We start from the raw sequence: 14,030 nt of genomic DNA on the forward strand, positions 1-14,030 counted from the left end.
ATCATTTCATGACAACGATGACACCACAAAGCGGCACGGCACTGGCGCCCGCAGCTTATGGCACGATGCAATGGGGCGGCACCGCTGATGCCAGTGCCGCGCGGGACATGTTCGCCCAATGTCTGGACGCGGGGCTGAACCATTTTGACACGGCACATCTTTATACCGAAGGCCGGTCGGAGGAGATGTTGGGCGCCTTGGCTGGCACCCGTGATGATATTTTTGTCGCCACCAAAGCGGCCTACGACAAACCGGCCACCGCCGCCAATCTGCAGGCCTCCGTCGATCTGTCGCGCAAAAGGTTGCAGCGGGACGTGATCGATCTTTTGTACCTGCACCGCTTTGATCCCACCACACCGCTGGAGGACACCTTCGCAGCCCTTGCCGCCCTGCAACAGGCGGGGACGATCCGCTATATCGGCGTCAGCAATTACGCCGCGTGGCAGGTGATGAAGGCGCAAGCGATCGCTGCGGGGCTGGGCACGCGTATTGATGCCCTGCAACCGATGATGAACCTTGTGAAACGACAGGTTGAGGTCGAATTGCTGCCCATGGCCGCCGATCAGGACATCCAGGTCTGCGGCTATTCCCCCTTGGGCGGGGGTCTGCTGACAGGCAAATACGCCGTGACCGGCGCGGATGGGCGGCTGGCCTTCGATCACCGCTATGCCGCACGGTACGGGCAGGCGTGGATGCACGACGCCGCTGTCGGGCTGGCCGAAATCGCCGCCGGTCTTGGCGTTCCTGCGGCCACCTTGGCAGTGGCGTGGATGCGCCGTCATGCGCCGCAGGCCCATCCGATCCTGTCGGCGCGCTCCGCCGAACAGCTGGCCCCATCGCTGGCGGGGATGGACTACGCGCTGGATGACGCCACCTATGCCGCGATCACGGCCCTGTCGCCGACCCCGCCGCCTGCCACAGACCGGATCGAAGAAGCATGATTGATTTTCTGGTCATCGGCGGCGGCATCGCCGGATGTTCCGTGGGCGCGCGCCTGTCTGATCTGGGGCAGGTCATGGTTGTGGAACGCGAAGACGCGTTGGCCTATCACGCCTCTGGCCGGTCAGCGGCGATGTTTGAAGAAAGCTACGGCTTGCCCAGCACCATCGCCCTGAATGAGGCCAGCAAATCCTACCATTTCGACGCCCATGGCGGGGTCGTCAGCCCCCGTGGCCTGATGCTGATCGGCACGGCGCTGAACGCCGACGACTTCGCGGCCGATCTGGTTTCCATGAAGATGGAAGACATCGGGCTGGACGCGGGCCGCGCCTTCATCCCCATCCTGAACCACCACGTGACCCGCGTGGGCTATCACGCGGACGCGTGGGATCTGGACACCGACAAACTGGTGCAGGATTTTGCGCGAACGGTGCGCAGCAACGGTGGCACAGTCCATCAGGGGGCCGAGGTCACGGCGATTATCCGCACCGCCACCGGATGGGAGGTCACTGTCGGGGGTGAGGTCATCGCGGCCCGCGCGATCGTCAACGCCGCTGGCGCTTGGGTGGATGAGGTCGCGGTGATGGCAGGCATCGCCCCCCTTGGCGTCACCCCGCTGCGCCGGTCCATGGCGCGCATCCCCGCGCCCGGCGGACATGACGTATCACGCTGGCCCATGCTCTTTGGTCCCGGTGAGACGTGGTACGCCAAACCCGACGCAGGCGCGCTGATCGTGTCCCCTGCCGAAGAAGACCCGATGCCGCCCATGGACGCATGGGCCGACGACATGGTGCTGGCCGAAGGTCTGGCACGGTATGAAGCCCATGTGACCGAACCGGTGACGCAGGTCACATCCAATTGGGCAGGCCTGCGCACGTTTTCGCCCGACCGTAATCTGGTGCTGGGACCGGACCCCGCCGATGCGTCGTTCATCTGGATGGCAGGGCAAGGCGGCTACGGGTTCCAGACGGCCCCCGCCGCCAGCCAGTTGGTGGCCGATCTGGTCGCAGGCCGTCCGCCGCAGATCGCCGCCGATATGGTCGCCCGCCTGACCCCAGACCGGCTCGCGCGCAGCTCAGGGCAGGAAAACCCCCGTTGATCCGCGCCGAACGCCACGCCATGCTGCGCCTATATCAACAGGAGATTTTGTCATGAAACGTCTTTTACTGTCCGCCTTGATCGCGCTGCCGACTGCGAGCCTCGCTGATAACCAGCTTGACCGGCTTGAGGCGGTCTCAGAAGAGGCCAATGTCCTGATGATGGCCCTGATGGCGGCGGAGTTCGACATGGACCCCGAAACCAAAGCCGAAGTTATGGCCGCCGCAGCCGACAGCATGCAATGGGACGACCCCATGCGCGACGCAGGCACCTGTATGCTGGCCAGCTACCGCGATGAGGTGGGCCAGGACGGCGTGGACGAATTGCTGTCAAACATGGAAGGCATGATCACGGATATGTCCGCCATGACCAGCATGGATGATCTGGAAGAGGTGTCCGACATGATGCCCGAAGGCCTGACCGAAGAACGGTCCATGGAAATCACCCGCGATTGCGGCATGCTTAATCTGCAAATGGCCAAGATGAGCGAAAGTGGTTTCATGGATGCGATGTTGGCCGCCGCCATGGCCGCAGAAGGCAACTAGGCTGCGCCGTCACGCCACAGCGGTCATCAATTCCCACGATCGCAGGGTGCTGTAGGGCAACGTGCATTCGCCGTCGTGCAGCAATGTCTCAATCGGCAGACCTTCGGCAAAGATCACCGCTTGGCGCGCCAATGTGATCTGCACGTAGCTGGCGGGAATGGTCGTATGGGTCACGGCGATATTGGCATGGCTGACCGCTAGGGATTTGGCACGCACCAGCACCGCGTTTTCCCCGAAGAAAAGTGGCACGCGGATATGTTCAAACAAAACGCGATGTTGCGGCCCGATGCACAGATCGGCATGGGGCAGGCCAAAGCCCATGGCCCCCTGTTCGATCCGCACAGGAAAATGGTTCCGCTCTGCCGGGGCGGCAAACGCCTCCCGCAGTTGGGTGATCGGTTGCGGGCCGTCGTCGCGGGTGTCAACCAGATCGCCCAGCGCAAGATCAGACGCCAAACGCGGACCATCCGGCGTGGCAATACGGGCATCCGGCGTCACGCCAAAGGCCGCCACCCAAGGGGACAGCGCTTGCAAAGTCGGCTGGAATTTCATCTTTGGCCTCTCCCGTTGATCGCGCCGTTGACCATAGGGTAACCCGTCAAACCGGCAGCACTGGGGCGCAAATGTGGCAATCGCGGCATCGGCGTTTGACGTGCGGGGCCAGACAGGCAATGGTCCGGCATGATCTCTGCCTCTGACCCCAATGCGCCTGCCCTCAACGACATGATCCGCGAATTTGCGGCCCATATCGGGTTTGGCGGCACACCGCAGGTGAGCCGGATTTTCACTTCCCCCGTGGCACCCGACGCGCGGCAGGTCCTTAAAGTGACGCTGGGCACACAGACCTTTGCGTTGAAAGTCGACATGACGTCCCATGAAACGGGCCGCTTGACGGAAGAGTTCGAGGGCCTCAAAGACCTCAGCGCGCATTTCGCCCAATACGACAAACTGGGCACGGTGACGCCGCTCTACCTGTCACCGGGGGGGCGGTTTTTCGCGATGGATTACCTCAACCACAAAACCGCAGGGCAACGTCTGCAGGGGCGCGAACAGGACCAGACCGCGCGGCAGGTCTACCGGCGCACGGGGATGTGGCTGTCCGCAATGCATGATTTCAAACCGCAAAAGAAGGGCCAGTTTCATGGCCGCTGGATGCTGGTTGAAATCGATGCCCTGATTGAGGCCGGACAGCTTCAGGCCGATGTCCACCAGCTGCGCCGGATGCGCAATATCTTAAGCGAACAGATCGAAACCACCGGCAACACCAAAGACATCCGCGCATGGTGCCACGGCGATTTTCATAGCGAAAACATCATGATGGGTCCGGGCATGACCTATGCTTTTGATCTGACCGAAGCGCGCATGAAAATGGCGCTTTATGATGCGGTGGATTTTCTAAAGGTCGATGTCTTCCGCCCGTTTGAACCCGGTGATGTGGATGCATCGGGCCTGATCACCGCCCACCGTGAGATGTTTTTCAAAGGCTACAAACACCGCATCAAACAACACCTGTTTGACATCGCCATGCGGGGCCGTCTGCTGATTGATTGGGCCGCCATCACCCGCGACGCCTACGCCAACAGTGAGATTGACCGCAAACGGTTCGACCGCATCAAACCGCGGCTTGAGATTGCGTTTTCCTAATTCAGAACCAGCTCAGCCCGCCGCACCCACAGGCTGTTGCCCTGCCCGTTGACGCAGCGCACCCCGTCCGTGTCGCTGGTACAGGTGAACGACGCCAGCGACCATTCCGACCCGGAGCTGATCCGCCCCAAGGGGGCCGGCCAAAACACATCGCCGCGGCAGGTCCAACGGGCGCTGGCCGGACCATTGGGCGGCAAAATCACCGTACGGGTCCGGTCCAGATCGCAAGTGGGGTCATCGTCGCCATAATCCGGTGGCGGATCTTAGTCGGCATCGAACACCAGACACACCATCGGCGCCGCATCAAACCGCGTTTTATAAAGGTCGACATAGCACCGGATGTTGCCTGACGGGCTGGAAAACCCCTAGGCCAGGGCGGTCGTGGTAAACAGGGTCAGCAGTAGGATAGCAAAAATGCCCATGGGGCCTCCGATTTCAGCCATCATGGCAGCATCGCGGGGTGGCGTCACCCCGCGCCCGTGTGCAGGTTTTCCTTACCCGTCCTTGCGGATGGTTTCGTTTTTCGGGTCATAGGGGCTGTCTTCGACCACCACCGCATCCCACACCTGACGGAACATACGGACCTGCACCTTGGTCCCGACCTCGGCCAGTTCAACCGGCAGATAGCCCATGCCGATGGATTTCCCAAAAGCCACCGAATAGCCGCCCGACGTCAAACGCCCGACCTTTTGGCCGTTGTGCAGCAACGCCTCACGTCCCCACGGGTCCGCATCGTCAGGCCCGTCAATGAGGAAGGTCACACATTTGAACCGCACGCCGATCTTTTCCATGGCCTCTTTGCCGTGGAAGTCTTTGGACAGGTCCACAAAGCGCGGCAAATCCGCTTCCAACGGGGTGGCATCGCGGCCCAGTTCGGTGCCGAAGGCGCGGTAGGATTTCTCCTGCCGCAGCCAGTTTTGCGCCCGCGCGCCCACCAGCTTCATGTCGTGCTTGGCCCCTGCCTTTTCCAACAGATCAAAGAGGTAATTCTGCATCTCAATCGGGTGATGCAACTCCCACCCCAACTCACCGGTGTAGGCCACGCGGATCGCGTTGACCGGGCACATGCCCAGTTCGATCTGTTTCGCTGACAACCACGGGAACCGCTTGTTCGACAGCGCCGTGGCCGGGTCCGCATCAACAATCACCTCGTTCAGCACATCGCGTGCCTTGGGTCCGGCGATGGCAAACACACCCCACTGGGTGGTGACGTTCTGCACCTCAATCCGGCCAAACTCGGCCTCTTTATCCTCAATGGCCTTGCGCAGGAAATCGGCGTCGTAGTCTGTCCAAGCCCCTGCAGACACAAGATAATATTCGTCCTCTTTCAGCCGTACGATTGTATATTCGGTGCGGGTGGTGCCATGGCTGGTTAAGGCATAGGTCAGGTTAATGCGGCCCACGCGCGGCAGTTTGTTTGTGGTGAACCAATCCAGAAACGCCGTGGCGCCGGGCCCTTTGACGATGTGCTTGGTAAAGGCCGTAGCGTCGATCAGGCCCACGCCTTCACGCACCGCCTTGGCCTCCTCCACCGCATATTGCCACCATGTGCCCCGGCGGAAGCTGCGGCTGTCGTGGTCAAAGTGATCGGGGGCATCCAGCGGGCCAAAGTAGTTGGGCCGTTCCCATCCATTCACAAACCCGAACTGCGCGCCACGTGCCGCCTGACGGTCATAGGCGGGCGATGTGCGCAGCGGACGACAGGCGGGGCGTTCCTCATCAGGATGGTGCAGAATATAAACGTGGTCGTAACATTCCTCATTCTTACGGGCGGCAAATTCCGTGGTCATCCAGTCGCCGTAGCGTTTGGGGTCCAGCGACGCCATATCGATCTCGGCCTCACCCTCGACCATCATCTGCGCAAGGTAATACCCCGTGCCACCGGCCGCCGTGATCCCGAAAGAAAACCCTTCCGCCAACCACATATTCCGCAGGCCGGGCGCAGGGCCGACCAGGGGGTTGCCATCGGGGGTGTAGCAAATCGGGCCGTTGAAATCATCCTTCAACCCGCTTTCCTCACACGACGGAATCCGGTGGATCATCGCCATATACTGCTCTTCGATCCGCTCCAGATCGAGCTGGAACAGATCAGCGCGGAAACTGTCCGGGACCCCGTGTTCAAAGACCGCAGGCGCGTTCTTTTCATACACACCAAGGATCCAGCCGCCCCGTTCTTCACGCACATAAGACTGCGCATCGGCGTCCCGCACGACAGGGTGTTCAACGCCACCCTGCGCACGGAACTCCACCAGCGCAGGGTCTTGATCCATCACGATGAACTGATGCTCCACCGGAATCGCGGGCATCTTGATCCCCAGCATCTTGGCCGTGCGCTGCGCATGGTTCCCCGACGCTGTCACCACATGTTCTGCCGTAATCACGATCTGCTCGTCCGAGGGCACAAGGTTGCCGCCCTTCTCGACCATCTTGGTGCAGGTCACCTCCCATGCCTCACCTGTCCAATGAAACGCATCCGCCTGCCATTTGCGTTCGATCATCACGCCCCGCTGGCGCGCGCCTTTGGCCATGGCCATGGTCACATCGGCAGGGTTAATATAGCCGTCCTCGGTGTGATAAATCGCACCCTCAAGATCCTCGGTGTTGATCAGCGGCCAGCGCGCTTTGATCTCATCCGGCGTCAGCCACTCAAACGGCACGTCGCAGGTCTCCGCGGTGGACGCATAGAGCATATACTCATCCATCCGCTCCTTCGTCTGCGCCATCCGCAGGTTGCCCACGACGGCAAAGCCCGCATTCAACCCGGTCTCTTCCTCAAGCGTTTTGTAGAAATCGACGGAATACTTATGAATATGCGTCGTCGCATAAGACATGTTGAACAAGGGCAGCAAACCCGCGGCATGCCACGTGGATCCGGACGTCAGCTCATCGCGCTCCAGCAACATCACATCAGCCCAGCCCGCTTTGGCCAGATGATAGGCAATCGACGTGCCAACAGCGCCGCCGCCCACAACCAATGCTTTCACCTTCGTCTTCATCGACCTGCACTCCTTGATCCGTTGCGCACAGATTGCCCCAATCCGCGCCTCTGCGCCAAACCACGCCGACGCCAAAGACACCAAAACCGACGCGGGCCTTTGGTCCCCTGTTTCATCTGGCCCAAAAAACTCCCCCCGGAGGGCCGCTGTCCACAAAATCCCCTGCGCCCCCGCAAAGGGCTCACCCCCGCCAAATACGCCCAGAAACAAACCCGCGCCCCGCAGGGGCGCACCGCCTGATCGCCCCCAAGCACAGGAAAATTCGAGAGGTTAACGAAAGGTTGACGTGTGCGGCAATTTTGCGACAGCGACGCCGCGCGCACTGAATTCCCCTAGGAGAACCGCCCCACCCTCCTTATGTTAACGCCAGAAGACACGAGAGAGCCGCAGATAAGTGGCCCCGTGAGGAGAGCAGGTATGACACGTTACGCAGCAGCGGCCCTTTTGGCCGCCACGACCCTTGGGGCATGTGCGCCCCCCGAAATTCCATCCCGACTGGACAGCGGCGATACCCTCTATTCAGGGTTCGAACCCGCTGATGCCTATACGCCAACTCCCGTGGGCGCGCGTTCGGACAATGATTTCATGCGCTTTTCGACGATGGGCGTTCGCTGACACTCATCCGTTCTCAGGTCAGATTTTCCTGACTGGACATCGCCCCGCCCCTCGTTGACCCTAGGGCAACCCGAGCGGGAGGATGCGATGCGGCGAATGGATTTGATGGATGCGGCCCAACTGGCCAAAGACAGCTACAAGGGCGGGGCCCGTCTGCCCCCGGTCCAGACCTCTATCGATGTCGGCCATGTCGAGGCCTTTTTGCTGCGCGACAAGACCCTCGTCATTCCGGGCAGCGAAAGCCTCAAAGATTATACCCGATCCAACCTTGTCACCTCGCCCGCCAAACTGTCATGGCCCGGACGGGGCACCGCAGGCGCCAATGCCATCTGGCATAAGGGCTTTGCCAATCACGCACTGGTCATCGCCAAGGCCTTGGGCGGGGTGAAACCCAAATTCATTGTGGGCCATTCGCTGGGGGCCGCCGCCGCCCAAGTGCTGGGCTGTATCTGGGGCGTGCCTGCCATCGCCTTTGCGTCGCCCATGCCTCTCAAAAGTGCGGGACGGCTGGCCCATGAACACATGGTCCTCAACGTGGTGCGCAACGACGATTTCGTCTGCCGCGTCCCGCCACGGTCTTTGGGGTTCCGCCGCGTGGGCAACACCGAAGTCATGATGCCCCGTGGGATCAATGTGGGCGAAGATCATTCGATGAAGCAATATATCAAACTGCTAAAGGTCGAACGCCGCGACAAGACCATCGTCAAAAGCTGGCCCTAGACGCCCTACAACATCGCCGGAATAACAAGATCGGGCGGGCGGTGCCCGTCATCAAAGGTCTTGATGTTCAACAGAACCTTCTCCCCCATCTCAACCCGCCCCTCAAAAGTGGCGGACCCCATGTGGGGCAGAAGGACGACGTTCTTCAACTCTCGCAAGCGCGGGTTGATGTCGGTCCCGTGTTCATAGACATCCAGCCCTGCCCCCGCGATGTCGCCGGCGCGCAACATGCGCGTCAGGGCGTTCTGGTCGATGACCTCACCGCGGGCCGTGTTCACGATCACCGCGTCCGATTTCATCAGTTTCAGCCGTCGCGCGTTCATCAGATGGAACGTGGCCGGCGTGTGGGGGCAGTTGACGGAAATCACATCCATCCGCGCCACCATCTGATCAAGGCTGTCCCACCACGTGGCGTCCAGCGCGTCCTCCACCTCAGGGCGCAGGCGACGGCGGTTGTTGTAATAGATTTGCATCCCAAAGGCGCGCGCCCGTTTGGCCACAGCCTGCCCGATGCGCCCCATGCCCAGAATGCCCAACCGGCGGCCCGCAATGCGCCCGCCCATCATCGCTGTGGGCGCCCAGCCGTCCCAATCGCCCTGCTGCATCAACGCCAGACCTTCGGGAATGCGGCGAGTGACAGCAAGGATCAACGCCATGGTCATATCGGCGGTGTCTTCGGTCACGACACCGGGGGTGTTGCTGACCAGAATGCCCCGCTGACGGGCGGTGTGCACGTCGATATGATCCACGCCCGCGCCGTAATTGGCGATCAGTTTCAGACGCTCGCCTGCCTGTCCCAACAAGCCTGCCGTGATCTCATCTGTAACCGTGGGCACCAGCACGTCGCAGGTTTGGACAGCCTGCGTCAGCTCGGCTGCTGTCATCGGCGTGTCGTCATCACGCAGGGTGACATCGAACAATTCGCGCATCCGGGTTTCGACCGCGTCGGGCAACCGTCGCGTCACGGTAACACTTAGACGTTTGCTTGGCATATTGCCGCCTCCCTCGCTTGCCCGGTGTGTGCGCTTCGTGGCAGGTTGCCTACAAAGGTCCGGCGGCACAAGAACCGCCATAAATAAAAATGCTGGTGAACAATCAGGACCGTTCGAGGGCAGTAAGTATGACGACAGGACGTTTCACATCCTTTCTTTTGGCGTTGACGCTGGCCACCGGTGCGTTGGCTGACAAAACCACGCAGGTGACACCCATCACCGCCGTCCAAGGCGAACGTGGCCCCGTGACCAATCTGCCCATGCCCCGCTATGTGTCGTTGAAAGCGAAAGAGGCGAATGTCCGTCGCGGCCCGTCGCTGAGCCACCGGATCGACTGGGTCTTTCAACGCCGCGACATGCCGTTGCGGGTGGTGAGTGAATACGGCAACTGGCGCCGCGTGGTGGACCGCGAAGGCATGGGCGGCTGGGTGCATTATTCGCTGATCTCCGGCAAACGCACGGTCATCATCGACGAAGACCTGCTGGTCATCCGGTCCCAACCCAACGACACCGCGACCGAAGTCGCAATGCTGGAACTGGGCGTCATCGCCGATTTGGGCGAATGCGGCACCGACTGGTGCCGCCTGCGCGCTGGCGGCTATCGCGGCTGGGCCCCGAAAGAGGCGCTCTTCGGCGTCGGTGCGTCCGAAGTGCGCGACTAGCCAAGACCCCTAAAATTCCGGAATTTTAGGGTGCCTCCGGCGGAGGTATTTTGGAACCAGAGAAACCCCTACGCCGCCAACCCGCGGCCCTTCAGCAAGGCGGTCGCGTCGGGCATGGAGCCGCGGAATTTCTTGTACAGCACCGCCGCGTCTTCGGACCCGCCTGCGGACAGGATGTAGGTCTCAAGTTTCTTGGCCATCTCTGGATCAAACGGCCCGCCTGCTTGCTCAAAGGCCTCAAACGCGTCGGCGTCCATGACCTCAGACCACATGTAGCTGTAATAGCCGCTGGAATAGCCGTCACCGGCAAAGACATGGGCGAAATGCGGAGTCGCATGGCGCATGCGGATGGCGTGGGGCATCCCGATCTCCTCCAGCACCTCGGCCTGTTTCTGCATAGGATCGGCTGGCGCGTCTTCACCCTCATGAAACGCCAGATCAACCAGGGCCGAGGCCACGTATTCCACCGTCGAGAACCCCATATCGTAGGTCGCGGCCCCCAACATGCGGTCCAGCAGATCACGCGGCATAGGCTCACCGGTGTCGGCATGGGTGGCGAATTCTTCCAGCACTTCAGGCACCTCCAACCAGTGTTCGTATAGCTGGCTGGGCAGTTCCACAAAGTCCCGCGCCACTGACGTGCCTGAAATCGTGTCATAAGTCACATCGGACAGCATCTGGTGCAGCGCGTGCCCGAATTCATGAAACAAGGTGCGCGCGTCGTCGTAAGACAGCAGCGCCGCCTCCCCCGCCGGTGGTTTGGCGAAATTGCACACGTTGATGACATGGGGGCGGATGTCACCGGCCAGCTTTTGCTGGCTGCGCATGGCCGAACACCACGCGCCCGACCGTTTGGACCCGCGCGCGAAATAATCCCCGATGAAGACGGCAATGTGTTTGCCCTCCCGCGTGACCTCCCACGCGCGGCAATCGGCATGGTAAAGCGTGACGTCGATCGGCGCGAACTCCAGCCCGAACAGACGGTTGGCGCAGGCAAAGGCCGCATCGATCATCCGGTCCAATTGCAGATAGGGCTTCAACTCCGCCTCGTTCAGGTCATGCTCCTCCGCACGGCGTTTTTCGGAATAATAGCGCCAGTCCCAAGGCTCTAACGGGCCCTGTTCGTCATCGTTGTGCATCATCGCCTGCAAAACCTGCGCGTCCGTCTCAGCCGACGCCTTTGCAGGTGCCCAGACCTGCATCAACAAATCGCGGACCGCACCGGGTGTGCCGGCCATTTCTGTCTCAAGCTTATAGTCGGCAAAGCTGTCGTAGCCCAACAAATTGGCGCGTTCGGCCCGCAGCGACAGGATCTCTGCCGCGATGTCGCGGTTGTCTGTCTCACCGCCATTGGCCCCGCGCGATACCCACGCCGTATAGGCCTTTTCGCGCAAATCGCGGCGCGGCGAAAATTGCAAAAACGGCACAATGATCGACCGCGACAGCGTCACCACCGGACCCTCCGCGCCCTTTTCCTCCCCTGCGGCCCGCGCCGCTGCGACGACAAAATCAGGCAGCCCCGTCAGATCCTCCAGCGGCATGAACCAGTCGCGTTCGTCCGCCAGCAGGTTCTGCGTGAACCGCGTGCCCAACACGCTGAGGCGCTGTTTCACATCGGCCAGCCGGTCGGCGGCATAGCCCTCCAACTCTGCACCCGACCGCACAAAGGACCGGCGCGTCAAAAGCAACACGCGCTGCTGCTCAACCGTCAAATCCAAATCCGCGCGCGCCTGCCACAACGCCTCGATCCGCGCGAACAGCTCCTTGTTCGCCGTCACCTCAGACGAATAGGCCGACAACATCGGGGAAAAGTCCCGCATCAACCCTTCACGCGCGGGGTTGCTGTCCGCGCCCGCCATGGCAAAAAACGGCGCCAGCGCCTTCTCCAATGGCCGGTCCGCCAAGATCAAAGCCTCAATCGTGTTCTCGAACGTGGGCTCGGACCCGTCGCAAATAGCCGCGATGTTGGCGCGCGCGGCCTCGAGAGCGGCCTCCACGGCGGGGGCGAAATGGCTGTCCTCGATCTGATCGAAAGGGGGCAATTCAAACGGCGTCGTCCAGTCAGAAAGCAGCGGGTTGGTCATTGGGGGGGTCTCCTTTGCACTCAACGTAAGCAGTCTTGCGCGCGGGTCCACCTTCATCTGGCCCGAAAAACTCAAATCCGCGCTACCCGCCGGGTGATTTGTCCCGCAGGTGACGCTCCAGACGTCGCAGGGCAAGGCTAAGGCCGATCGTCATCGTCAGATAAATCAACGCGACGATATTATACGTCTCAAAATATCGGAAATTGCCCGCCGCCGTGACCTTACCCGCCTGCGTCACATCCAAAACCCCCAGCACAGACACCAGCGAACTGTCCTTCACCATGGCCACAAAATCATTGCCCAAAGGGGGCAAAATCCGGCGGAATGCCTGCGGAAAGACGATATGGTGAAACCGCTGCCACGGGCCAAGGCCCAAGGCCTCCGCCGCCTCCACCTGACCCTTTTCGACAGATTGCAGCCCTGCGCGAAACACCTCAGCAATAAAGGCCGAATAGCCAATCGTCAGGGCAATCGTTGCCCGCCACAGCATTGAAAAATCGCGGTTTCTGATGGGGTCAAACCCAAGCGCCCCCGTCGCCCAATTCCACAACGCCACCAATGCCGGTGCCAGAACAAAAGCCACATAAAGCAACAGCACGATGATCGGCACCCCGCGCACGACCTCAATATACAGCCGCGCCACCTGCCGCACGACGATCCAGCGCGACAGCGACATCAACGCCAACCCCAACCCCAAAGTCGCAGCCAGCGCAAAGCCCACGAGCGTCACAAAAACCGTGATCTTGATGCCCTTGGACAACGTGCCCAAGACCTGTGTGTACAAATCATTCGACAACACCTGCCAAAACAAATAGCCGCCCACCGTCAAAACGATGAGCAGCCAATAAGGGAAATCCCCGTCGTGTTTGGGCGTGATCACGAGGCTCGCTTACTCGCCCAATTTGTACTCAAGAAACCACCGCGTGTTGAGCGCGTCGATGGTGCCATCCGCCTGCATGTCGGCAATCGCTGCGTTGATCGGCTCCACAAATTCGGACCCTTTGGGGAAGATGAAACCGAAATCCTCGGTCCCCAATTTTTCGCCCACAATCTTCAATGCGCCGTCGCTGGCCTCAACATATCCATTGCCCGCCGTGCCGTCCGTCAGCACCAGATCAACGTCGCCATTGCGCAGCGCTTGAACGCCTGCACCGAAGGTCTCAAAAAGTTGAATGCGCGGGTTCGCCTCATCGGCGTCCAGCACGTCGTAAACGGCCACATAAAACGGCGTCGTGCCCGGCTGGGCTGCGACCAGCAGGTCGTCATCTGCCGCGAAGGACGCCGCATCATCAAACCGGTCTTCGTCGCCACGCACCAGCATCACCATCTCGGACGTCATGTATGTGTCTGAAAAATCGACAATCTCCGCGCGATCTTCGCGGATCGTGATGCCTGTCATCCCCATATCAAACTGGCCTTCGCTGACCGCAGGGATCATCGCATCCCAAGAGATATTCTCGTAAGTGATCGTGGCATTGATCCGCTCGGCAATTTCCGCCATCGCGTCATATTCCCAGCCCACAGCATTGCCGTCACCGTCAATGAATTGCAGCGGCGGATAGGCGTTCTCAGTCACCACGACGATCTCTTGCCCGCCAAGGTCCGGCAGGTGACCGTCGGCAAGGGCATTTGTGGCAAGCAAAGCGGCGGCAGCCGCGACAGACAAGGTTTTCATGGCAGACTCCAGGTTTCAGGTGTAGCGAAGTATGGCGCAGCCCGCCGCAAGGGCAAGGGT

General features: G+C 60.9%; 14 protein-coding genes. 8 read left to right on the forward strand and 6 right to left on the reverse strand.

What is annotated here, in order from left to right; genetic code table 11:
- Window positions 1-8 precede the first annotated feature (8 nt).
- From ACTG36_RS09695 to ACTG36_RS09705, 3 genes are read left to right on the forward strand one after another with little or no spacing between them, the layout of a single operon-like run.
- Window positions 9-941 carry an aldo/keto reductase gene (locus tag ACTG36_RS09695; protein ID WP_375280091.1) on the forward strand — a complete coding sequence of 311 codons (933 nt, stop codon included), beginning with the start codon at window positions 9-11 and terminating at the stop codon, window positions 939-941.
- On the forward strand, window positions 938-2,038 hold the full coding sequence (locus ACTG36_RS09700; RefSeq protein WP_375280090.1) for an NAD(P)/FAD-dependent oxidoreductase: 1,101 nt from the start codon (window positions 938-940) through the stop codon (window positions 2,036-2,038). The genes ACTG36_RS09695 and ACTG36_RS09700 overlap by 4 nt, the downstream gene beginning before the upstream one ends.
- A 52-nt stretch (window positions 2,039-2,090) precedes the next feature.
- Window positions 2,091-2,582, forward strand: coding sequence for a hypothetical protein (locus ACTG36_RS09705; protein ID WP_375280089.1), 492 nt, complete (start codon window positions 2,091-2,093; stop codon window positions 2,580-2,582).
- 9 nt (window positions 2,583-2,591) lie between these two features.
- On the opposite strand, the gene ACTG36_RS09710 is transcribed toward ACTG36_RS09705, so the two are convergent.
- On the reverse strand, window positions 2,592-3,134 hold the full coding sequence (locus ACTG36_RS09710; RefSeq protein WP_375280088.1) for a Hint domain-containing protein: 543 nt from the start codon (window positions 3,132-3,134) through the stop codon (window positions 2,592-2,594).
- A gap of 129 nt (window positions 3,135-3,263) precedes the next feature.
- Between ACTG36_RS09710 and ACTG36_RS09715 the strand changes: the two genes are divergently transcribed.
- Complete coding sequence (locus tag ACTG36_RS09715) at window positions 3,264-4,226, forward strand: aminoglycoside phosphotransferase family protein (protein ID WP_375280087.1); 963 nt, start codon at window positions 3,264-3,266, stop codon at window positions 4,224-4,226.
- Between the two features lie 48 nt (window positions 4,227-4,274).
- Entirely contained in the window at window positions 4,275-4,475 is a 201-nt protein-coding gene (locus ACTG36_RS09720) for a hypothetical protein (RefSeq protein WP_439142133.1), read from the forward strand.
- A 245-nt stretch (window positions 4,476-4,720) separates the two neighbouring features.
- Here ACTG36_RS09720 and ACTG36_RS09725 read toward each other — a convergent pair whose 3' ends face one another.
- Entirely contained in the window at window positions 4,721-7,222 is a 2,502-nt protein-coding gene (locus ACTG36_RS09725) for a GcvT family protein (RefSeq protein WP_375280085.1), read from the reverse strand.
- A 417-nt stretch (window positions 7,223-7,639) separates the two neighbouring features.
- Here ACTG36_RS09725 and ACTG36_RS09730 point away from each other — a divergent pair, with 417 nt between their 5' ends.
- Both ACTG36_RS09730 and ACTG36_RS09735 read left to right on the forward strand, forming a co-directional pair.
- Window positions 7,640-7,837 (forward strand): hypothetical protein, encoded by a 198-nt coding sequence (locus ACTG36_RS09730; RefSeq protein ID WP_375280084.1) that lies wholly within the window; start codon window positions 7,640-7,642, stop codon window positions 7,835-7,837.
- 87 nt (window positions 7,838-7,924) lie between these two features.
- Window positions 7,925-8,557: a hypothetical protein gene (locus ACTG36_RS09735; RefSeq protein WP_375280083.1), complete on the forward strand. Its 633-nt coding sequence runs from the start codon at window positions 7,925-7,927 to the stop codon at window positions 8,555-8,557.
- 5 nt (window positions 8,558-8,562) lie between these two features.
- Here ACTG36_RS09735 and ACTG36_RS09740 read toward each other — a convergent pair whose 3' ends face one another.
- Window positions 8,563-9,549: a 2-hydroxyacid dehydrogenase gene (locus ACTG36_RS09740; RefSeq protein ID WP_375280082.1), complete on the reverse strand. Its 987-nt coding sequence runs from the start codon at window positions 9,547-9,549 to the stop codon at window positions 8,563-8,565.
- 128 nt (window positions 9,550-9,677) lie between these two features.
- On the opposite strand from ACTG36_RS09740, the gene ACTG36_RS09745 reads away from it, so the two are divergent.
- The gene (locus ACTG36_RS09745) at window positions 9,678-10,211 is read left to right on the forward strand and encodes an SH3 domain-containing protein (protein WP_375280081.1); all 534 of its coding nucleotides are present in this window, start codon (window positions 9,678-9,680) and stop codon (window positions 10,209-10,211) included.
- Between the two features lie 68 nt (window positions 10,212-10,279).
- On the opposite strand, the gene ACTG36_RS09750 is transcribed toward ACTG36_RS09745, so the two are convergent.
- From ACTG36_RS09750 to ACTG36_RS09760, 3 genes are all read right to left on the reverse strand, one after another.
- Window positions 10,280-12,295, reverse strand: coding sequence for a M3 family metallopeptidase (locus tag ACTG36_RS09750; protein WP_375280080.1), 2,016 nt, complete (start codon window positions 12,293-12,295; stop codon window positions 10,280-10,282).
- Between the two features lie 82 nt (window positions 12,296-12,377).
- On the reverse strand, window positions 12,378-13,172 hold the full coding sequence (locus tag ACTG36_RS09755) for an amino acid ABC transporter permease (RefSeq protein ID WP_375280183.1): 795 nt from the start codon (window positions 13,170-13,172) through the stop codon (window positions 12,378-12,380).
- Window positions 13,173-13,184: 12 nt separating this feature from the next.
- The gene (locus ACTG36_RS09760) at window positions 13,185-13,970 is read right to left on the reverse strand and encodes a transporter substrate-binding domain-containing protein (protein WP_375280079.1); all 786 of its coding nucleotides are present in this window, start codon (window positions 13,968-13,970) and stop codon (window positions 13,185-13,187) included.
- Window positions 13,971-14,030: the final 60 nt, after the last annotated feature.

It is taken from the genome of Pseudooctadecabacter sp. (assembly GCF_965657175.1).
GTDB lineage: Bacteria > Pseudomonadota > Alphaproteobacteria > Rhodobacterales > Rhodobacteraceae > Octadecabacter.